This is a genomic window from Bradyrhizobium sp. BR2003 (assembly GCF_009720285.1).
GTDB classification, from domain to species: domain Bacteria; phylum Pseudomonadota; class Alphaproteobacteria; order Rhizobiales; family Xanthobacteraceae; genus Bradyrhizobium; species Bradyrhizobium elkanii.
This window is the reverse complement of the sequence record NZ_SMYJ01000015.1, coordinates 225,215-246,573: the sequence shown is the minus strand read 5'-3', so window position 1 is coordinate 246,573 and position 21,359 is coordinate 225,215. Positions and strand designations below refer to the sequence as shown.

Genomic DNA, 21,359 nt, shown 5'->3' with positions numbered 1-21,359 from the left:
CCGGGCCGCGCCGCCGCGCTGATGCGCTTCCTCGACTATATCGGGAAGCACGAGCACGTCTGGGTGCCGACCCGGCTTCAGATCGCCGAGCACTGGCACGCCAATCTCAGGCATCTCGCCGAAGACGCGTTCGAGATCACCTAGCGCGGTTCCGCGTCCACCGATCCAACGCGATATCCCGCGCATCCGAGTTGCATCGGGTGAATTGCTGCGTTGCACAGAGGTCAGAAGCGATCGGCGATTCCGCGCGTTAGCCGCCTGCAGTGCGGGAGCAGGCGGATTTCATGCGGAACATTCTTGCCGAATTGGAGCACACATTTCGTTGGGTTCCGGATTGGGTCGTTGGCCTCGGCGTAATCACGGGGGCAGTCGTTGTCGCGCTCATCGTTCACTCGATCGCGCAGCGTCTCGTCCACCGCATGGTGGGACCGAAGAACGCGGTCGCGCCCATGCTGCTTGACCGGACAGCGGGTCCGACGCGGCTGGCGCTGTGCCTTGCCGCCGTCGCGCTGGTCTTGCCGCTGGCGCCGCTCGACGATCTGCTGCGGCAGACGCTCAGCCATGTTTTCGGCGTCGCCGGCATCGCGCTGGTCGGCTGGATTTCGATCCGCGCCGTCGACATGGCGTCGGCAAGGTATCTCGATCGCTTTCGTCTCGACGTGGCCGAGAATTTCCTGGCGCGCAAGCACGTCACCCAGGTTCGCGTCTTCAAGCGGGTCACCGACACGCTGATCGTCATCATCGCGGTCTCAACCGCGCTGATGACGTTCGACTCGGTCAGGCAATATGGCGTCAGCCTGTTCGCCTCCGCCGGCGCCGCCGGCCTGATCGTCGGTCTTGCCGCCAGGCCGCTGCTCAGCAATCTGATCGCCGGCGTGCAGATCGCCGTCACCCAGCCGATCCGGATCGAGGACGCCGTCATCATCGAGAACGAATGGGGCTGGGTCGAGGACATCGCCTCGACCTATGTCGTGATCCGGCTTTGGGACTGGCGGCGCATGGTGGTGCCGCTGTCCTACTTCATCGAGCGCCCGTTTCAGAACTGGACGCGCGACGCGCAATCGCTGATCGGTGCAATCGCGCTGCATGTCGACTACAGCGCCAACGTGCCGGCGATCCGCAAACGACTGGAGCAGGTGGCCAAGGAGTCGCGGCTCTGGGACGGCGCGGTCGCCAATTTGCAGGTGATCGATACTCATCCGCGCACCATCGAGCTGCGCGCGTTGGTCAGCGCCCGCAATGCGCCGCAGTCCTGGGATTTGCGCTGCGAGATCCGCGAGAAGCTGCTGGCGTTCATCCGCGATGAGATGCCGGAGGCGCTGCCGCGCGATCGGGCGATCCTCGCGCCTGCGGCCGACGGATTTGGCCGGGACTTTCTGCGCGGTGCGCCGTCGCGTGAGCGTGCAACTGCGACAGCGTCACCGAACTGATCAGTTATCTGCTTTAATGCCCTGCCATGTGCCGGCCGATCTCGGTGAGGTCGGCCTCGCTGGCGCGGGCTTCATGCACGAACGTGCCGTGGAACATCACGACCAGCCGATCCGACAGCTCCAGGAGCTCATCGAGGTCCTCGCTGACCAACAGCACTGCCGCGCCGCGGTTGCGGGCGGCCATGATCTCGGCGTGGATCTGCGCCACCGCCGCGAAGTCGAGCCCGAAGCAGGGATTGGCGGCGATCAGCACCTCGACGTCGCCCGAGAGTTCGCGCGCCAGCACCGCGCGCTGCACATTGCCGCCCGACAGCGCCGCGATCGGCGTCTCCGGCGTTCGGGTCTTGATCTTGTAGCGGTTGATCTTGCGCTCGGCGTCGTTGCGGAAGGCCGAGCGGTTCAGCCACCAGCCGCCGCGCGCGAACGGGGCACGATCGAACTCGCGGAATGCGATGTTGTCGGCGACGCTCATGCCGCCGACGCAGGCATTCTTCAGCGGCTCTTCCGGCAACAGCGACATCCTGTGGCGCCGCATCTCCGCGCGGCTCGCCGCATAGGTCTCGCCCTGCACACGGATCGCGCCGCTCTCGGCCTCGCGCTGGCCGGCCAAAACCTCCACGAGCTGGCGCTGGCCGTTGCCGGAGACGCCGGCGATGCCGACGATCTCGCCGCTCTTCACGGTCAGCGACACGCCGTGCACGGCGATCGCGCCGGCATCGTCAAGCGCGGTGAGCTTGTCGAGCTCGAGCCGGGCCGCGCCGGTCTCGCCGGTGCGCGGCGGCTGCACCGTCAGCTGCTCGGCGCCGATCATGGTGCGGGCCATCTCGTCCGGCGTCAGCTCGGCGACCCGGCCGCTGCCGGCAAGCTTTCCGCGGCGCAGGATGGTCACCTCGTCGGCAAAGGCCATCACCTCGCGGAACTTGTGCGTGATCATCAGGATGGTGAGCTCGCCCGCGACCACCATCGCGCGCAGCATGCCGAGCACCTCATCGGCTTCGCCCGGCGTCAGCACCGAGGTCGGCTCGTCCAGGATCAGGAAGCGCCGCTTCAGATACAGCTGCTTGAGAATCTCGCATTTCTGCCGTTCGCCGGCGGAGATGTCGGAGACCCTTGCGTCGAGCGGCACCTTGAACGGCATCCGCGCCAGGAAGGCCTCGAGCTCCTTGTTCTCCTTGCGCCAGTCGACCATCGCAGGCACGTCGTCGCGCGCCAGCACCAAATTCTCGGCGACCGTCATCGCCGGCACCAGCGTGAAATGCTGGTAGACCATGCCGAGCCCGAGCGCATGCGCGTCCTTTGGATTGGCGATCGCCTGCTGGCGGCCGCCGACGAGGATGTCGCCTTCGGTGGCGTGGTAATAGCCCATGATGCATTTCACGAGCGTGCTCTTGCCCGCGCCGTTCTCACCGAGCAGGGCGTGGAACGAGCCGGGACGCACCTTGAGCTCGACATTGTCGAGCGCTGTGAAATCACCGAACCGCATGGTCATCGCGATGGCGTCGACGCCGAACGCGCCGGACGGTGCGGGCGGCTCGCCGATGATCACGACAGCGCCCCGATCAGGTCGGCGGATCTGGTCACCGCGCCGAACACGCCGCCCTGCATCTTGATCATCTTCACCGCGTGATCGTGATTACCCTTGTCGGTCGCGCCGCAGCAATCCTCGACCAGCACGCATTCGAAGCCGCGGTCGTTGGCCTCGCGCATCGTGGTGTGGACGCAGACATCGGTGGTGATGCCGGTCAGCACGATGTTCTCGATGCCGCGCAGCCGCAGCATCAGCTCGAGGTCGGTGGCGCAGAACGAGCCTTTTCCGGGCTTGTCGATAACAGGCTCGCCGGGCAGCGGCGCGAGGTCCGGAATGATTTCCCAGCCGGGCTCGCCGCGCACCAGGATGCGGCCGCAGGGGCCGGGATCGCCGATGCCGGCGCCGATCTGGCGCGAGCGCCAGCGCTTGTTGGCTGGCAGGTCGGCCAGATCGGGGCGGTGGCCCTCGCGGGTGTGGATGATGTGAAAACCCTGCGCGCGCATCACCGCGAGCAGCTTCCTGATCGGCTCGATCGGCGCGCGTGTCAGCGAGAGGTCGTAGCCCATCTTGTCGACATAGCCGCCGACGCCGCAGAAATCCGTCTGCATGTCGATGATGATGAGCGCGGTATTCTCTGGCCGCAGATCGCCGTTGTAGGGCCAGGCGTAGGGCTCGGACTTGATGAAGCGCTCGGGCATGACATGATCTTTCGAGATGCTATCGGGTGATCGACAATTCGGCGGGCGCGCCGGTCAGCGTGCGCTTCGGCGAGCAGGTGATGATCATGATCGCGAGCGTCAGGATGTAGGGCGCGGCGTTGAACAGATGATAGCCGGAGGTGATGCCGACCGATTGCAGCGCCGGCCCGAGCGCGGCCGCGCCGCCGAAGGCGAGCGAGGCCCACAGGCACAGCATCGGGTCCCAGCGCGCGAAGATGACAAGCGCGACCGCGGTGATGCCCTGTCCCGAGGAGAGGCCTTCGTTCCAGCTGCCGGGATAGAACAGCGACAGGAACGAGCCGCCGATGCCGGCGAGGAAACCGCCGACCATGGTGGCGCGCAAGCGGATCAGCAGCACCGAATGACCCATCGCGCGCGCCGCGTCGGCGCTCTCGCCGGCGGTGCGGATCAACAGGCCCCAGCGCGTGGTCCTGAACGCCCAATAGAGCAGCGGCGCGATCGCGACGCCGATCAGGAACAACACGTTGATGCGCAGCGCGGCGCGCACCTGCGGCACGTCGCTCCACCAGCCGAAATCGATCGCCGGCAACCGTGCCGCCGTCGGCTCGATCAGCGGCTTGCCGAGGAAGAACGCGAGCCCGGTGCCGAGTAGCATCAGCGCGATGCCGACCGCGATGTCGTTGACGCGCGGCAGCGAGCAGATCCCGGCATGCAGCGCGCCGAACAGGGCGCCGGTGATGCCGGCCGCGAGCACGCCAAGCCATGGCGAGCCGGAGAGATAGGAGATGCCGTAGGCGCTCATCGCGCCCATCACCAGCGTGCCCTCGAGGCCGAGATTGATGCGGCCACTTCGCTCGGTGATGCATTCGCCGAGGCTGACGAACAGGAACGGCGTCGAGACGCGGATGGCGCCGCCGAACACGGCCAGCGGAACGGTCCAGAGCCCGAGCGAAGTATCCGCCATGTCAGGACTTTCCCTTCAGGAAGCCGATGCGCCCGTAGAGCGCGTCGCTCGCCAGCACGAACACGAAGATGATGCCTTGCAGCACCAGCACCGAGGCGTCGGGCAGGCCGAGCCGCCGCTGCAAAAGGCCGCCGGAGGCCGAGATGCCGCCGAGCAGGATCGCCACCGGAATGATCGCCAGCGGATTCTGCCGCGCCAGGAATGCGACGAGGATGCCGGTGAAACCATAGCCCGCCGCGAGGTTGGCGTTGGTGCGGCCCTGCACCGCCGCGACCTCGATCATGCCGGCAAGCCCGGCGCAGCTGCCGGCGAGAAAGCAGACGGTCAGGATCAGCTTGCCGACACTGAGGCCGACGATCTTGGCGGCGCGGATGTTGCCGCCGGCGACGCGCGCCGCGAAGCCGAAGGTGGTGTGATAGATCAGGATGTAGGCGGCAACGGCCGCGACCAGGCCGAACACCAGGCCCCAATGCACGTCGGTGCCGGGAATGGTGCCGATCATGTTGGCGGCGCCGATCTCGCGCGTCGACGGCTTGTTGAGGCTCGCCGGATCGCGCATCGGCCCCTCGACCAGATGGTTCAGAATCGCGAGCGCGATATAGACCAGCAGCAGGCTCGAGATCGTCTCGTTGACCCCGCGGTATTGCCGCAGGCCGCCCGACAGCGTGATCCAGAGGCCGCCGCCGATCATGCCCGCGATCACCATCGCGATCTGCACCACGATCGGCGCCGCGCCCTGCAGCGCCAGCGCCGCCGCGGTCGCCGACAGCGCGCCGATCAGCAGCGCGCCTTCGCCGCCGATGATCACCATGCCGAGCTGCGCCGGCAGCGCCGTGCACAGCGCGGTCAGGATCAGCGGTGCGGCGCGGGTCAGCGTGTTCTGCCAGGAGAAGGCGGTGCCGAACGCGCCGTAATACATGTAGAAATACAGATCGAGCGGGTTCTTGCCGTACAGCGCGACAAAACCGCCGAACACCGCGAGCGCGCCGACCAGCGCCGCGGCCGGGATCAGGATGTATTCGATGCTCGCGCCGTGGCGCTGGAGGAATCCGGGATCGGCGGCCGGAGCGATGCCGGCCGCCTCCACCGATTCCGCCGCCTCGGTCGTCACGCGGTAGCTCCGATCACGCCCTCGACGAGATAGTCCATCTTCTCGAGCTCGGGATCCTGCTGGCCGCGATCAGTGCCGGAAGCGATCACCGTCTTGCCCTTGTTGTCGACGAGTGGGCCCTTGAAGATGGTGTATTCGCCGGCGATGATCTTGGCCTTGACGTCGTCGGCATGCTTGCGCGCTTCTGCCGAGACCATCTCGCCATAGGGCGACACCTTGACGATCTCTTCCTTGAGACCGCCGCGATAGAAGTTCGGGATCGCTTCGCCCGCGGTGATCATCTTGACGAATTTCGGGTAGAGCGCCTCCCAATTCCACTCGGCGCCGGTGAGATAGGCCTTCGGCGCCAGCGGCGACTGGTTGACGTGATAGCCGCATACGAAGGCGCCGCGGCGTGCGGCGTTCTCGACCATCGTCTTCGGTCCGTCGACATGGCAGGTCAGCACGTCGACGCCCTGGTCGATCAGGCTGTTGGTCGCCTCGGCTTCCTTGACCGGCATCGACCAGTCGCCGGTGAAGATCACCTGCGTGGTCGCCTTCGGATTGGCGAGCCGGGCGCCGAGCGTGAATGCGTTGATGTTGCGCAGCACCTGCGGAATCGGCTTGGCGGCGACGAAGCCGAGCTTGCCGCTCTTGGTCGAATAGCCGGCGACGATGCCGGAGATGTATTGCGCCTCGTCGATATAGCCGAAATAGCTGCCCGCATTCTTCGGGTCCTTGTCGGACCACAGGCCGCCGCAATGCTCGAAATGCAGTTTTGGAAACTTGCCCGCCATCTTGAGGACGTGCGGGTTGTAGTAACCGAACGAGGTCGGGAACATGAGCGTGGCGCCGTCGAGATTGATCATGGACTCGATGGTCTTCTCGACCGCATCGGTCTCCGGCACCTTTTCTTCCTCGACCACCTTGATGCCGGGAAGCTTCTTCACCGCCGCCGCGCCCTGGGCGTGGGCCTGGTTGTAGCCGTAGTCGTCGCGCGACCCGACATAGATGAAGCCGACCGTGGTTTCGGCTGCCGCCGCGCCGCGAATGCCGAGCGTGCTGCCAAGCGCCAATGCCGCGCTTCCCTGCAACAAATGCCTTCTTGAAATTCTGCCAAAATCCATCGCCTGCTCCCTCCGGCGGGTCCGGCCCGCCTGTCCTTGTCGCAGCCGCCCGACGGCGGAGCTTGGACGGAGTGTCGCAAGCTTCATGCCAGAGCATGTTTGGCGATCATTGCGCCGTAAGCGATTGAATTCGAACGGAAACGATGAACGACCTGATAGGCTTCGGAAGTCGATCGGGATCGTTCTGCCTATTTTATGAGCGATCGATCGTCGTTGTATGCAATGCCGTTAAGCAGTCGCTAACCGGTGGCGGGCCGATGCGAGCTTCGTCCGGGGTCGGCGCCCGGAGGGTCATTTGCCGGCTGGTGAATCGGATCGGGCCTGCTACGAGTGAGACCGGCTCGGGTGCCGGGTTGGACTGATGGGAAACAGCATGAGCGAGACAAAACCGCCCCCCCTTGGCGGCGAGATCGTGGCACGGATCGATCAGCTCGCGGCGATCTCCGAGACGCCGGAGCATCTGGCGCGAGTGTTCCTCACCGACGAGCACCGCAAGGCGGCCGATCTCATCCTGTCCTGGATGCGCGAGGCCGGCATGAGCCCGCATCTCGACGCCATCGGCAATGTCTGCGGGCGCTACGAGGGCGAGCGGCCGGGCCTGCCGGCGCTGATGCTCGGCTCGCATTACGACACCGTGCGCGACGCCGGCCGATGGGACGGCCCGCTCGGCGTCATCACCGCGATCGCCTGCGTCGACGATCTGAACCGGCGCGGCAAGCGGCTGCCGTTCGCGATCGAGATTGTGGGCTTTGCGGACGAGGAGGGGGTGCGCTTCGCCTCGACCCTGCTCGGCAGCCGCGCGGTCGCCGGCACCTTCGACGAGAGCGTGCTCAACACGCGCGACCGCGCCGGCACCTCGATGCGCGACGCGCTGATCCAGTTCGGGCTCGAGCCCGATCATATCGGCAAGGCGGCGCGCGTCCGCCGCGAGCTGCTCGGTTATGTCGAGCTGCACATCGAGCAGGGCCCCGTGCTGGAGGAGAAGGCGCTGCCGGTCGGCGTCGTGACCGCGATTTCGGGCGCGACCCGGCTTGCCGCCAGTCTCACCGGCGTCGCCGGCCATGCCGGCACGGTGCCGATGAAGCTGCGACGCGATGCGCTGGCGGGCGCTGCCGAATGCATCGTTGCGATCGAACAGTTTTGCAGGTCCGACGAACAAGGCCTCGTCGGCACCGTCGGCTATGTCAGGGCGATGCCGGGCGCCACCAATGTGATCCCGGGCAAGGTGTCCTTCACCATGGACATCCGCTCGCAGAGCGACATGCATCGCAAGCGTGCCGTCGCCGACATCGTGCGGCAGATCGAGGCGATCGCAAACCGCCGCGACCTCGCCTTGCAGATCGACGTCACCCACGAGAACCGCAGCGTGCCCTGCGCGCCGTGGCTGAAGACGCAGATCGCCGAGGCCGTCGCGGCCGAGGGCTATGCCGCGTTCGAGCTGCCGAGCGGGGCGGGGCATGACGGCATGGCGATGGTGGATGTCGCCGATATCGGCATGATCTTCGTGCGCTGCCGCGGCGGGATCAGCCACAATCCGGCCGAACATGTCGAGCTCGCCGATGCCGACACCGGCGCGCGGGTGCTGCTGCGCTTCGTCGAGAATTTTCGTCCGCACGGTGCAGTGAATAGCTAAAATTGCGCGCTTCGCAGGCCTTCGCTGAGGACCGCTTGCTGTCTACGTTGCGTCAGCACGCCGCAAGCACCGGTCCAGGTCCGCTGCCGGACCCGACCCGTGCCGAATCCGCATAGACCAGGCCGCCGTTTCCGGCTCAGCTGGCCTATTGCGGGCCGGGCGTGAAGCGCTAGACTTGGTGCAACGGGGGGTAGTGGACATGAGGTCGTCCGTCGTCCAGGACGTTCAGTTCCCAAAGCAACCGGCGCTGCAGCTGATCTATGACACTGCGCCGATCGGTCTTGCCTACCTCTCTCCCGATTGCCGTTACCTTCAGATCAACCAGCGTCTCACCGAGATCTGCGGCATTTCGGTCGAAGGCCACCTCGGGCGTACGGTGCACGATTGCGTGCCCGCGCTGGCTTCGGCGGTCGAAGGTATCGTTCGGTCGATCATGGAGACCGGAGAGCCCGTCACCGGCGTGGAGGTTTACGGCCAGCGCCCCGGCCACAATGACGAGCGATGCTGGATCACGCATTGGCATCCGCAGCGCGAACCGAACGGGAGCATCGTCGGCGTCAACGTTGCGGCCGAAGAGATCACCGATCGCAAGCGGAGCGAACGCGAGATCCGCGCCGCGCGCGATGCAGCCGAGAAGGCCTTGCACCATCTGCAGGAGACCCAGGCGTCCCTGATCGAGGCGGAAAAGCTCGCGGCGCTGGGCCGGCTGGTCGCCGGCGTCGCGCACGAGATCAACAGTCCGGTCGGCACCAGTCTCACCGTCGCCTCGGTGCTGGAGCAGAAATGCGCCGACTTCGCTGCCGAGGCCGCGCGCGGCAAGCTGAAGCGATCCAGCCTGAGCGATTTCATCGAGGTCGTCGAAAGCGCCTCGTCGCTGCTTGTCGGCAACCTCAAGCGCGCGGCGGACCTGGTGCAGTCGTTCAAGCAGGTGGCGGTGGATCGCAGCTATTTCGACCGCAGCCAGTTCGACCTCGGCGCGGTGACCGAGCAGGTTCTCTCGAGCCTGCGTCCGGCCTTGCCGAAGAACAACCTTGCGCTCGAGGTCGATTGCCCGCCCGGTCTGGCCATGAACAGCTATCCCGGCCCCTACGGCCAGGTGCTGACCAACCTGTTCGTCAATTCGGTGGCGCACGCGTTTCCGGATGGCAAGGGCGGCGTGATCACGATCCGGCTGCGCGCGTCAGGCGCGGACCAGGTCGAGATCCTGTTCGCCGACAACGGTTGCGGGATGGATCACGACGTGCTGCGGCAGGCCTTCGATCCCTTCTTCACGACGCGCCGCGACATCGGCCGCATCGGGCTCGGTCTCCACATCGTTCATAACATCGTCACGAACCGGCTGGGCGGAGAGCTTAATCTCGACAGTGCGCCGGGCATGGGGACAGCCATGCGGATCACGCTGCCACGCGTGGCGCCGCAGCGTGTGACCGACAGTTGATGCCCACAGGGGGCGTTGAGAAGGAAATGCTCCCCCGCTTTCGAGCCGGAAAACGTCCTTCCAAGTAATCGCCGCAAAAGGCATTCCACGACCCTTGCTTCCGCCCCCGTCGTCGCGACATTCTCGGGGTATTCCTGATGGTTACGACGATGAGCCAATCCGCATTCGATCCCTTCGGCGAGCCGGTCCCCGCGGTCGATCCTTCGATCGCGAGCGAGGGCGTGTCGAAATGGCTGAAGACCGCGGGCACCAGCGTGTTCTGGGTGCTGGTGGTCGGCATCGTGCTGGCACGCGCCGTGTATTTCGAGCCCGGCGTGTTCAGCTTCGAGCATGCCGTTGCCTGGGCGCAGGGTCTGTTCGCCGCGCTCTAGCCGCCGGCATCGGCGGCGCCGTCTTCGTGCCCTTTGTCTCCCGAATGATCCCCTCGAACGCCACCGCCGCCGGCACGTCCAGCCGGCCGGGCGATTTCAGTTGCCAGAGCGCGCGCTCGATATGGACGCCCTTGATCGGGATCACCTTCAGCTTTCCGAGCTTCACCTGGTCGTCGATCGTCGCGATCGACACAATGGCGACGCCGACACCGGCGGCGACCGCCTGTTTGATCGCCTCGGTGCTGCCGATCTCGAGCGTCCGCTGCGGCTCGACGTGGTGCGCAGCCAGCGCCTGCGCCACCACCTCGCGCGTGCCTGAGCCGGGTTCCCGCACGATCAGGATCTCGTCGTTCAGTGACCGGATGTCGATCGGCCCCTGGACCGCTGCGAAGCGATGATTTGGACCCGCGATCAGCGCCATCACGTCGGTACGCCAGGCTTCGCTGATCAAATTCTCGTCCTCGACCGGCCCCTCGACCAAGGCGATCTCGATTTCGTGTCCCAGCATCAGCGCGGCGATATCGCTGGTGTTGGCGCTCACGACGTGCAGATCGATGCCGGGAAAGGCACGGTGGAACACGCCAAGATATTCCGGGATCATGTAGGTCGCGATCGTGGTGCTGGCGCCGATCCGCAGCGAGCCGCTGTCGAGGTTGCGCAGCGCCTGCAATTCGTCCTCGGCGGCGCGCTCGGCCGCGAACAGCGTCTCGGCATGCCGCGCCAGCGCCGCGCCCTCCCGGGTCGGCCGCACCCCCTTTGGCGTGCGGTCCAGCAGCCGGCAGCCGACCTGCAGCTCGAAATCCCGCACGCCCTTGGAGATCGCCGGCTGGCTGATGTGCAGGAGGTCGGCGGCGCGGGAGAAACTTCCGGTTCTCGCCACGGCCGCGAACAGGCGGAGCAGATGCAGGTTGAGGGACATAACTTCTCTCTATCGGGGCAGTCCGAAAATATATTAGCCAAGAGGGGTGCCCTGGCGCATAAAATCTTCTCCGAAAAGAGGATTTTGTGCCGGAACCAGAACAAGACCAGAGTCAGAAGCAGGGGGCGCTGAGGCGCATATTCCAGCTCATTCCGGGGATTCTGCTCTGCGGGGTCGTCACGGTCATCTCGCTCGGCATCCAGGCCGCCGAGGAGCGCGTTTTCGACCACCCCTATATCGAGGCTCTCGTCGTTGCGATCCTGCTCGGCATGGCGGTGCGCACCGCCTGGGAGCCGTCGGCGCGCTGGCGCTCGGGCATTGCGTTCAGCGCCAAGCAGCTGCTCGAGGTCGCGGTGATGCTGCTCGGCGCCTCCATCAGCTTTGCCGCGATCGTGGCCTCGGGCGGGCTGCTGATCGGCGCCATCGCCGTGACGGTCGTGATCATGCTGGCGGTGAGCTATGGCCTCAGCCGGATGCTCGGGCTCAAGACCAAACTCGCGATTCTGATCGCCTGCGGCAATTCGATCTGCGGCAACTCGGCGATCGCGGCGGTGGCGCCGGTGATCGAGGCCGACGGCGACGACATCGCCTCGTCGATCTCGTTCACCGCCATTCTCGGCGTGCTGATGGTGCTCGGCCTGCCGCTCCTGATTCCGCTGCTCAAGCTGACGGCGACGCAATACGGCATCCTCGCCGGGCTCACGGTCTATGCCGTGCCGCAGGTGCTGGCGGCGACCGTGCCGGCGGGCATCGTCAGCACCCAGATCGGCACGCTGGTCAAGCTGGTGCGGGTGTTGATGCTGGGCCCGATCGTGATCGGCCTCTCGCTGCTGGTGGCGCGGCGGCGCAAGGGCGGCGACAAGGAGGGCGCTTCAAAGGCAGCGTCGATCAGCCCATTCAAGCTGGTGCCCTGGTTCATCATCGGCTTCCTGGTGCTGGCCGCGCTGCGCTCGTTCCAGCTCGTGCCCGACATCGCGATCGCGCCGGTGACCAAGACGGCGACAATTCTCACCGTCGTCTCGATGGCCGCGCTCGGGCTCGGCGTCGATGTCCGCGTGCTCTCGACCGTCGGCGGCCGCGTGACGGCGGCCGTCACGCTGTCGCTGATGCTGCTGCTGGCCTTGAGCATCGGCCTCGTGCACCTCTTCAAATAGCATCTGCCGTTTCGCTACTCGGCGGCCTTCGCGGTCTTGCCGAACATCCGTGTCGGTGCGGCAAAGCCGCAGGATGTGCCGTCGGTGATCTTGACCTGATCTTCCCAGGGCAGGCGGAAGCGGCCGGACACCATGTCCTGCATGAACGTGTAGGGGCAATCCATCGCGCCGCCCTTCACCGCGACATAGCCGCGGTGCCAGAGCTGATAGATGTTGTTCTCGACGCCCCAGTTGATCCGCGCCTCGCGCACGAGGTCGGGCCGCACCTCGGCGGTGATGATCTCGTCGGGCCGCCCCGTGGTGCCGTGCGCGATGATGCTGCCGTCGAAATTGACGATCATGCCTTCGCCCATCGAGTCGAACGACCCGTCCGAGCCGCACATGCAGACATTGGCCGTCAGCATCAGGTTCTGGAACGCGTTGGCCTGGTTGGTGAAGCGCCAGCTGTCGCGGATCGGCGCGGTGTAGCCTGCGGTGCGGATCATGATCTCCGCGCCCTTGTAGGCGCATTCCCGCGCCATTTCCGGGAACATGCCGTCATGGCAGATGATCAGCGCGATCTTGGCGCCTTTCGGTCCGTCGATCACGGGAATGCCGATGTTGCCGGGCTCCCACGGCTCGACCGGAATCCAGGGATGGAATTTGCGGTAGTACAGTTTGATATCGCCGTGGTCGTCGATGATCAGTCCTGAATTATAGGGGTTGCCATGAGGGTTGAACTCCATGATGGAGAAGCAGCCCCAGATCTTGTTCTCGATGCAGGCCCGCTTGAAAGCCGCGACTTCAGGCCCGTCGAGCCGGCACATGATCTCCGGATTGGTGTCCATCGAGAGGCCGTGCAGCGAGTATTCGGGGAACACGACAAGATCCATGGTGGCGAGATTGCGCCGCGCCTTGCCGACCATCCATACGATGCGCTCGGTCTGCCGTGCCAGGTCGGACCTTGTCGCAACCACAGGCAACTGCAGCTGCACCAGTCCGATCACCACGCCATTTGGTGATTTGTTGAGACCGCCAAGTCCATTCATGCCTGTCCTCCCGCCTGTTTGAAATGGGCTGTCATGTCGCGAACGATGATCTTCGTTCGGTCGGGCTCCCGTCTGGCTCTCAGCTAGCAACGATCATGCCAGCAAGATCGCAGCATGCGCAAATGCAGCGTACGGTCACATGCTGATCGGGATCGCCGCGATGCGCCGCATCATTGCGCAATGGCACGCGGTTTGCTTAATCAAATGCGGGTTTTCTCGCATTCGGGGCGTGCGTCATGGCGAATTCAAGCGGGACGATCGCGGCGGAGCCGGCACCGATCACGCTCGACTGGAGCAGGACCGCGCTCGTCATCATCGACATGCAGCGCGACTTCATGGAGCGAGGGGGCTTCGGCGAGACGCTCGGCAATGACGTCAGCCAGCTTGCCCGCGCGGTGAAGCCGATCGCCGCGGTACTCGCAGCGGTGCGCGACGCCGGGCTGCTCGTGGTCCATACCCGCGAGGGCCATCTGCCCGATCTCTCCGACGCGCCGCCCGCGAAGCTCGAGCGCGGCGCGCCGTCGCTTCGGATCGGCGATCCCGGACCGATGGGACGGATCCTGATCCGCGGCGAGGCGGGGCACGACATCATCCCGGAGCTCTATCCGCAGGGCAGCGAGATCGTGATCGACAAGCCCGGCAAGGGCGCGTTCTACGCCACCGAACTCGGCGACATCCTGCAGAAATACGGCATCGAGAATCTCCTGGTCTGCGGCGTCACCACCGAGGTCTGCGTCAACACCACGGTGCGCGAGGCCAACGACCGCGGCTATCGCTGCGTCGTGATCTCCGACGGCTGCGCGTCCTACTTCCCGGAATTCCACGAGATGGGCCTGAAGATGATCAAGGCCCAGGGCGGCATTTTCGGCTGGGTCACCGATTCAGCCGCGGTGCTGGAAGCGCTCGGGGACTAGCCGCCCTTCACCGCGCCCGCCGTCAGCCCGGCGACGATCTGCCGCTGCGCCATCACGGTCAGCAGCAGCACCGGCGCCGTCACGATCAATGCGGCGGCGGCGAGCGGGCCCCAGCTCAGCTGGTCGAACGAGATCATGTTGTAGACCGCGACCGGCAGCGTGCGGGTCTCGCGTCCGGCCAGCACGATGCCAAAGACGAAATTGTTCCAGGAGAAGATCACCGCGAGGATGAAGGCGACCGCAAGCCCCGGCTTGGCGATCGGCAGCGCGACATGGCGGAACACCTGCCAGCGCGTGGCGCCGTCGATCAGCGCGGCTTCCTCCAGCTCCAGCGGCGTGGTCTCGAAATAGCCGATCATGATCCAGATCACGATCGGCACCGTGACCACGAGATGGATGATGATCTGCGGCACCAGCGTGCCGAGCAGGCCGAGCCACTGGAACAGCAGGAACAGCGGGATCAGATACGACAGGCCCGGCGTGATGCGCGCGATCAGGATCACGATCGCCGATTTATGCGCCGCCATCCGTGCGATGCCGTAGCCGGCGGGCACGCCGACCAGCATCGCAAGAGCTGTGGCGCAGCCGGTGACGACGAGACTGTTGCTGAAATAGGTCAGGAAGCGGTTGGACGCGAACACGTCGGCATAGTTCTTCCAGGCGATATGCTCCGGAAAGAACACCGGCGGATAGGAGGCATTGTCGATCTCGAATTTGAGCGACAGCGAGGCCATCCAGAGAAAAAACAGGATCGCCGGCGAGACGATGACGAACACCGACAGCCAAAGCCCGATCCGGCCGACTATATAGCGCGGGTTCATGCGCCACCCCCGAGCTCTGATGTCCACAGCAGGCGCTTGCGCAGGTAGAGCAGCAGCGCCGCCAGCGCCACGATCAGGAGGAAGAACACCACCGCGATCGCCGAGCCGTAGCCGAGGTCGTAATAGACGAAGGCAACGCTGTAGAGATAGACGTTGATGGTCTCCGACGCCGATCCCGGCCCGCCCTGCGTGATCGCGAAGATGATGTCGAAGCTTTTCACCGCGTCGATCATGCGGATCATGCCGGCGATGAACAGGAACGGCATGATCAAAGGCAGCGTGATGAAGCGGAACACCTGCCAGAAATTGGCACCGTCGATCTGCGCGCTCTCATAGGGTTCGGTCGGGATCGCGGCGAGGCCGCCGAGCACGATCAGCATCACCAGCGGCGTCCATTGCCAGGTCTCGACCAGCACCAGCGAGGGGATCACCGTCGCGGGGTTGAACACCCAGAGCTGCGGCGGCAGCCCGACCAGCGACAGCAGATAGTTGAGCACGCCAAGCTGCGGGTGGAACATCATGGTCCACACCAGCGCGATCGCCACCGGGGTCGCCATCATCGGCATGATGAAGATGCCGCGGAGGAAACCGCGCGCGGCGAATTTCTGGTGAAACACCACCGCCGACAGCGTGCCGAACAGCAACGGCAGCACGACCGACAGCGCGGTGTAGGACAGCGTGTGCCCGACCGCCTCGACGAAGCGCGGATCGGTCGGCAGCCGCAGATAGTTGGCGAGCCCGACGAAGACGGTCGGCGAGCCGACCTTCCATTCCTGCAGGCTCATCCAGATCGTGAACACCCACGGAAAGATGATCACCGCCAGCACCACGACGAGCGCCGGGACCACGAACGGCCAATAGGACGGCGGATGCCATTCACGCGCCGGCGCGGCGTCTCCAGAGCCTGCGGCTCTGGACTCTTGCTTTGACGCGTTTTCTTCACGCGAACCGGTACCCACTTCGCTTGAAAACGCTTTGCTGGCCGCCGCCGGCTCAGTCGGTGTCACCACGCTCACGCTTTTTCGCTACGCTCCAGGATGGGGCGGAATTGCTCGTGCGCCTTCTTCAGCTCGGTGGCGGGATCGGCGCCCGACAGCGTTGCGGTCAGCGCCGCGCCGACGATGTCGCGGAATTCGGCGACCGGGATGATGACGGGCAGGCCGAGCTTCGAGATCTTGGCGGAATCAACCACCGACTGCAGCCATTCCTTGGTCTTCACGCCCTTGGCGACTTCGGCATCGTCGACGATGGAGTTGCGGAACGGCACGCCGCCGCCGGCCTGCAGCAGGCGCGCGCCCTGTCCGCGCGAGACCACCCATTGGCAGAGCAAATAGGCGGCTTCCTTGTTCTTGCTCGCCGCGGCGATGCCGACGCCGTCGCCATAGGTCGAGGAGAACTTGCCCTTGGGGCCGGCGGGCACCAGCGTGTAGCCGACCTTGCCGACGACGCGCGAGGCGGCGGGATCTTCCAGCGGCGGCGCCCAGCCGTCGGCGTCGATCCACATCGCCGACCGGCCCTGCGTGAAGGAGGCCATCGACTCCATCCAGTTGAAGCCGGCGACGCCGGGAGGCGCGCATTTCGTCAGCAGCCGCTGATAGAGCTTGGTGGCCTCGATCGCCTCGGGGCCGTCGGTCAGGATGTTGCCCTTGGCATCGAGGAATTCGCCGCCATAGTTCAGATAGAAGTTGGTCCACATCGCCATGTTGGCGTTGCGCAGGCCGCGGCCGACAAAGCCGTAGATGCCTTCCTTCGGATCGGTCAGCTTCTCGGCCGCGATTGCCATCTCCTCCAGCGTCTTCGGGACCTCGACGCCCTTCTTCTGGAGCAGCTCCTTGTTGTAGTAGAGGATGAAATAGTCGACCGACCACGGCAGCGACAGCATCTGGCCCTTGTCGTTGCGCGCATATTGCAGCCCGGCCGCCGAGAAATCGCTCTCGACGAGGTCCGGCGGCGTCATGCTCGGATCCCTGAGATAGCCCGACATGTCGGCGAGCCAGCCGGCCTTCTCGAATTGCCGCTTCTGCACGTGATAGCTGAGGTGCACGACGTCGAAGCTCGGCTTGCCCGAGGACAGCTCGATCACGCATTTCTGGCGCTGCTGCTGCTCGGGGATCTGCTCCGACTCGACCTTGATGCCGGTGAGCTCGGTAAATTCCTTGATGTATTTCTGCAGATTGTCGCCGCGCGGCCCCTTGGCGAGGATCACCTCGAGCGTGGTGCCGGAATATTTCTTCCAGTTGACGTCGGCGCGGGCCGGAAATCCGGTCAGTCCGACCGCGCCGGCGGCCGCGGTGCCGGCCAGCATCTGCCGGCGCGAGATCAGGTGATGCGACATGTTTCTCTCCCTGGACGGTTCTTGTTTGGGAGAGATACTAGCGCCTCAACTTTCTGTGCCTAGTCCCACATGCGCGGCGCCGTTGCATAACGCTGCGCCGCGCATGGTATGGCAGCTATGCCTTGACGAAAGCGAGCAGGGTGCCGTTGCCGGAAGCCGGCGGCACGGTGATGCTGTTGCCGCTCTTCACGCCGGCTGAGCCGAGCGCCTTCTCGGTCGCGGCAAGGTCGGCCGCGATCACGAGGCCGGCGCCGCCGCGATCGGACAGGCCGTCCAGCGACACGCCGGGATAGCGCTTGCCGAGCTGCTCTTTGGTCAGGAACACGAAGTCGGCGCGGTCGCCGCCGGACGGTACTGCAACCGCACCGTCGGCGTCGTTCCTGACGGCGACGTCGATCATCTTGGAGAGATGTGCGGCATCGGCGGCGGGATCGGGCGAGACGATCAGCACCTGCTTGAGGCGTTTTGCCCCATTGGCGTGCGCCATCAATTCGGGAATCCACACCGTCTCGCGAGTCTTGTGCTGGCAGGCGAAGATGCGGACGCCGCCGGGCGCTTCCGCGGTCGGCCACTGGAAGGTGCGGAATTTCGCCGCGGAGACCGTGCCATCAGGCAGGGTCACCGGGCGCTCGAAATCGGTCGGCCCGATCGGCGCATAGCCGCGCGCGCGAATCTCCTCGGCACCAGCAGCGGAATCCACCGCGGTGAACGCGATGCGTTCGATGCCTTCGCCGCGCTTCTCGAGGAAGGCGCGCGCCGGAGCATTGTGTTCAGTCGGCGTCAGCACGCCGAGCAATTCCATGTAGTCGGGGTCGAACATGATGGTGTAATTGCCCGATCCCATATGCGCGCTATGGGTGCCGCGCGGCGACACGGTGAAACCGAGCCGCTTGTAGTTCTCGGCGGCCTTGTCGAGGTCCTTCACCATGACCACGGCGTGATCGATTCCGATGACGTTCTTGAGTGCCACTTGTTGTCTTCCCGGCTGGAATAGGAGAGTAGAATTAGCTAACCAGAATGACCGGGCGCCCGCAAGAAAGGATCATGATGAACAGCAATGCCGTGCGCTGGCCCAATTCGCTCTGGGCAGCAGTGACGCCGTCCGGCCCTGATTGTCCCGAGCTGACCGGCGCGCAGCAGGCCGATGTCGTGATCATCGGCGGCGGCTTCACCGGTCTGTCGACCGCACTGCATCTGCGCGAGGCCAATGTCGACGTCGCGATCGTCGAGGCCGCCGAACCGGGCTGGGGAGCCTCGGGGCGCAACAACGGCCAGGTAATCCCGACGCTGTCGCGGCCCGATCCCGACGACATCATCGCGAGGCACGGCGCAGCCGGCGAGCGCTTCGTCGCGATGCTGCGCGACAGTGCCGCTGATTTGTTCGACGTCGTCAAGCGCTACAGCATCGAGGCCGAGCAGGAGCAGGCCGGCTGGGTGCAGCCGGTGCACTCGCCGGGCCGTATCAAGATCGCGGAGTGGCGGGTGCAGCAATGGTCGAAATTCGGCGCGCCGGTCGAATTGCTGTCGCGCGATCAGACCAGCGACATGCTCGGCTCGAATGCCTGGTACGGCGGCTTCTGGAACAGGACCGGCGGCCACGTCAATCCGCTGGCGCTGGCGCGCGGCCTTGCGCGCACCGTGCTCAGCCTCGGTGCGCGGATCTATGCCCGCTCGCCGGCACTCAGTTTCGAGCGCCGCGGCGTTCGCTGGGTGGTGAAGACGGAAAACGGTGAAATCTCCGGCCGCGCGCTGGTGGTCGCGACCAATGCCTATAGCGGCGAGTTCGCGAAATCGCTGGTGCCTGACATCGCGACCGAGGTGATGCCGGTGCTGTCGTGGCAGATGGCGACGCAGCCGCTGTCGGACAATGTCCGCAAGACCATCATTCCCGGCCGGCAGGCGATGTCGGACACCCATGGCGAACTGTATTTTGCGCGTTACGACGCCCGCAATCGCCTCGTCACCGGCGGTGCCGTGCTCGGCCCGGGCGACAAGGCCGGGCGGCTGAAGGCGCGGGTGACCGAGCGGTTGCAGCGCCTGTGGCCGCAGATCGGCGAGGTCTCCTTCGACTATGTCTGGAACGGCTATGTCGGGATGACCGCGGATTTCCTGCCGCGCATGCACCGGCTGGGTCCCAACGCCTATGGCTGGACCGGCTGCAATGGCCGCGCGGTCGCATTGACGATCCCGCTCGGCCGCGAATTGGCACGCGCGGTCCAGGGCGTCCCGGAAAGCGAGCTGGCGCTGCCGTTCTCCGAACCGGTGCACTACATGGCGCACGGATTGCTGCGCAAACTCGCGCCATGGATGCTGGTGCTCTACCGGCGCCGCGATGCACAGGAGCTGGTCAAGGGCGATCGTTTCGAGTTGCTGCGATGGGCGGAGTATTTCCTCGCCTCGCGCCGTTCACGGTAAGCGCGGAGCAACGTCGCTCCACGCACGCGAGATCAAGGGCATGGAGGGGCAAGCCGCCCGAGGTGGGGACTGGTCGGAGAGCGTCGCTGGAAGAGTGGGGGCCCAAGCAGGTTCGGCCGGGTGCCGCGATCACGAGGATTCCGCCGTCGGCGGATAGCGTTGTGGAAACCCCGACGCGACGCAGGCGTTATTGCCAGATAGCAACCCTGGGAGGTGGGCATGGCGAGGAAGCGCATTGGTCTTCTCACGGGAGGCGGTGACGTCCCCGGCCTTAACGCGGTGATCAAGAGCGTGACTTATCGCGGCAGCGAGGACGACATCGAGGTTATCGGTCTCCGCCGCGGCTGGGAGGCCCTCACGCACCTGAACCTCGACGACCCGTCGAGCAAGTCCCATTACATCATCCCGCTGAACCGCGAAAACACGCGCGTCATCGACCGGCGCGGCGGCACCGTGCTGCACTCGAGCCGTACCAATCCCTCTAAAATGAAGAAGTTGCCCGATCATCTCGCGGGCCGCGACTTTCCGGTTTCCCGGAGTACCAAGGGTGGCATCGCAACCACGACGTGGGACCTCACCGACGAGGTGCTCGCGAACCTCGCGGGGCTCGGTATCGAACATCTGATCGCCATCGGCGGCGACGATACTCTCAGCTACGCGGACAAGCTCAACAGGCGAGGCGTCAAGATCATTGCCATCCCGAAGACGATGGACAACGACGTGCGCAACACCGAATACTGCATCGGCTTCTCGACCGCGATCACCCGTGCCAGCGATGCCATCCAGCGCCAGCGCACCACCGTCGGCTCGCACGAGCGAATCGGCATTTTCCGCGTCTTTGGTCGCGATGCCGGCTTTACGGCACTCTATACCGCATACGCAACCTCGATCCGATGCGCCATACCGGAGTACAAGGTCGATCTCGGCAAGCTGATCCAGCTTCTCCTCGATGACAAGCACGGCAACCCAAGCAATTACGCGCTGATCGTGCTCAGCGAGGGCGCCGAGTGGGAGGGCTACAAGGTGCAGGAATTCGGCGAGCCTGACGCCTACGGTCACCGCAGGAGGGCGAGCGTGGCCGAAGCGTTCGCGGACGAGATCAAGCGGCGCACCGGCGAGGAGACCATCGTCTCCGACCTCACCTACGACCTGCGGTCAGGCGATCCGGACTTCATCGACAAGCTTGTGGCGCTGACGTTCGGCAACATGGCTTACGATGCGATCCTGGAAGGCAAAACCGGCCTCATGTCGGCGCTGGTCGAGGGCCGCTACGACCTCGTGCCGATCCCCGATGCCAAGCTCGGGGCACGCAAATTGGACGTCGCAAGCGCGTACAACACCGAGCGCTACCGTCCCCTCTATTCCAACAAGCGGGGCCTGCCGATCTTTCTCAACCGCGCTTCATAGGGCGGGTGGTAACCCCATCGAGCATGACGAGCTATTCCAGGTGCGTCGATCGCCCGTATCGACAGGCGGTGACGGAGGGGCCATAGTTCCGCAAGGAATTTGCGC

The 21,359-nt window shown here is 65.3% G+C and carries 19 protein-coding genes and 1 pseudogene; 9 read left to right on the top strand and 11 right to left on the bottom strand.

The window, feature by feature from the left end:
- Positions 1-144 (top strand): annotated as a pseudogene (locus E2I15_RS39185) (allantoinase); the annotation flags it as partial.
- A gap of 140 nt (positions 145-284) precedes the next feature.
- Positions 285-1,430 carry a mechanosensitive ion channel family protein gene (locus tag E2I15_RS10990; RefSeq protein ID WP_137477191.1) on the top strand — a complete coding sequence of 382 codons (1,146 nt, stop codon included), beginning with the start codon at positions 285-287 and terminating at the stop codon, positions 1,428-1,430.
- Between the two features lie 13 nt (positions 1,431-1,443).
- Here the strand turns inward: E2I15_RS10990 and E2I15_RS10985 are convergent, their stop codons facing one another.
- From E2I15_RS10985 to E2I15_RS10965, 5 genes are read right to left on the bottom strand one after another with little or no spacing between them, the layout of a single operon-like run.
- On the bottom strand, positions 1,444-2,976 hold the full coding sequence (locus E2I15_RS10985; protein ID WP_137477190.1) for an ABC transporter ATP-binding protein: 1,533 nt from the start codon (positions 2,974-2,976) through the stop codon (positions 1,444-1,446).
- Positions 2,973-3,656, bottom strand: a complete 684-nt coding sequence (gene biuH / locus E2I15_RS10980; RefSeq protein ID WP_137477189.1) for a biuret amidohydrolase — start codon at positions 3,654-3,656, stop codon at positions 2,973-2,975. The genes E2I15_RS10985 and biuH overlap by 4 nt, the downstream gene beginning before the upstream one ends.
- A gap of 19 nt (positions 3,657-3,675) precedes the next feature.
- Positions 3,676-4,602: an ABC transporter permease gene (locus E2I15_RS10975; RefSeq protein WP_137477188.1), complete on the bottom strand. Its 927-nt coding sequence runs from the start codon at positions 4,600-4,602 to the stop codon at positions 3,676-3,678.
- Position 4,603: 1 nt separating this feature from the next.
- Entirely contained in the window at positions 4,604-5,713 is a 1,110-nt protein-coding gene (locus tag E2I15_RS10970; protein WP_137477187.1) for an ABC transporter permease, read from the bottom strand.
- Positions 5,710-6,819 carry a BMP family ABC transporter substrate-binding protein gene (locus E2I15_RS10965; protein WP_137477186.1) on the bottom strand — a complete coding sequence of 370 codons (1,110 nt, stop codon included), beginning with the start codon at positions 6,817-6,819 and terminating at the stop codon, positions 5,710-5,712. Before E2I15_RS10965 ends, E2I15_RS10970 begins: the two co-directional genes overlap by 4 nt.
- Before the next feature lie 373 nt (positions 6,820-7,192).
- Here E2I15_RS10965 and E2I15_RS10960 point away from each other — a divergent pair, with 373 nt between their 5' ends.
- From E2I15_RS10960 to E2I15_RS10950, 3 genes are all read left to right on the top strand, one after another.
- Entirely contained in the window at positions 7,193-8,452 is a 1,260-nt protein-coding gene (locus E2I15_RS10960; RefSeq protein WP_170991418.1) for an allantoate amidohydrolase, read from the top strand.
- Positions 8,453-8,651: 199 nt separating this feature from the next.
- Entirely contained in the window at positions 8,652-9,890 is a 1,239-nt protein-coding gene (locus tag E2I15_RS10955) for an ATP-binding protein (protein ID WP_137477184.1), read from the top strand.
- A 149-nt stretch (positions 9,891-10,039) separates the two neighbouring features.
- On the top strand, positions 10,040-10,261 hold the full coding sequence (locus tag E2I15_RS10950; protein ID WP_038377517.1) for a hypothetical protein: 222 nt from the start codon (positions 10,040-10,042) through the stop codon (positions 10,259-10,261).
- Here the strand turns inward: E2I15_RS10950 and E2I15_RS10945 are convergent.
- Entirely contained in the window at positions 10,209-11,180 is a 972-nt protein-coding gene (locus E2I15_RS10945; protein WP_137477183.1) for a LysR substrate-binding domain-containing protein, read from the bottom strand. The two genes, E2I15_RS10950 and E2I15_RS10945, sit on opposite strands and share 53 nt — an antisense overlap.
- Positions 11,181-11,266: 86 nt before the next feature.
- Between E2I15_RS10945 and E2I15_RS10940 the strand changes: the two genes are divergently transcribed.
- Positions 11,267-12,334, top strand: coding sequence for a YeiH family protein (locus tag E2I15_RS10940; RefSeq protein ID WP_137477182.1), 1,068 nt, complete (start codon positions 11,267-11,269; stop codon positions 12,332-12,334).
- A 14-nt stretch (positions 12,335-12,348) separates the two neighbouring features.
- On the opposite strand, the gene E2I15_RS10935 is transcribed toward E2I15_RS10940, so the two are convergent.
- Positions 12,349-13,362, bottom strand: a complete 1,014-nt coding sequence (locus E2I15_RS10935; protein ID WP_137477181.1) for a formamidase — start codon at positions 13,360-13,362, stop codon at positions 12,349-12,351.
- A 236-nt stretch (positions 13,363-13,598) separates the two neighbouring features.
- Between E2I15_RS10935 and E2I15_RS10930 the strand changes: the two genes are divergently transcribed.
- A complete protein-coding gene (locus E2I15_RS10930) occupies positions 13,599-14,276 on the top strand; it encodes a cysteine hydrolase family protein (protein WP_137477180.1) in 678 nt (225 codons plus the stop codon).
- On the opposite strand, the gene E2I15_RS10925 is transcribed toward E2I15_RS10930, so the two are convergent.
- From E2I15_RS10925 to E2I15_RS10910, 4 genes are all read right to left on the bottom strand, one after another.
- A complete protein-coding gene (locus E2I15_RS10925) occupies positions 14,273-15,097 on the bottom strand; it encodes a carbohydrate ABC transporter permease (protein ID WP_155262313.1) in 825 nt (274 codons plus the stop codon). The genes E2I15_RS10930 and E2I15_RS10925 overlap by 4 nt on opposite strands.
- Complete coding sequence (locus E2I15_RS10920) at positions 15,094-16,056, bottom strand: carbohydrate ABC transporter permease (RefSeq protein WP_422109819.1); 963 nt, start codon at positions 16,054-16,056, stop codon at positions 15,094-15,096. Before E2I15_RS10920 ends, E2I15_RS10925 begins: the two co-directional genes overlap by 4 nt.
- A 53-nt stretch (positions 16,057-16,109) precedes the next feature.
- Positions 16,110-17,432: an ABC transporter substrate-binding protein gene (locus E2I15_RS10915; protein WP_137477177.1), complete on the bottom strand. Its 1,323-nt coding sequence runs from the start codon at positions 17,430-17,432 to the stop codon at positions 16,110-16,112.
- A 115-nt stretch (positions 17,433-17,547) separates the two neighbouring features.
- Complete coding sequence (locus E2I15_RS10910; protein ID WP_137477176.1) at positions 17,548-18,402, bottom strand: VOC family protein; 855 nt, start codon at positions 18,400-18,402, stop codon at positions 17,548-17,550.
- 77 nt (positions 18,403-18,479) lie between these two features.
- On the opposite strand from E2I15_RS10910, the gene E2I15_RS10905 reads away from it, so the two are divergent.
- Entirely contained in the window at positions 18,480-19,847 is a 1,368-nt protein-coding gene (locus E2I15_RS10905) for an NAD(P)/FAD-dependent oxidoreductase (protein ID WP_137477359.1), read from the top strand.
- A 219-nt stretch (positions 19,848-20,066) separates the two neighbouring features.
- Positions 20,067-21,254, top strand: a complete 1,188-nt coding sequence (locus E2I15_RS10900) for a 6-phosphofructokinase (RefSeq protein WP_137477175.1) — start codon at positions 20,067-20,069, stop codon at positions 21,252-21,254.
- Positions 21,255-21,359 lie beyond the last annotated feature (105 nt).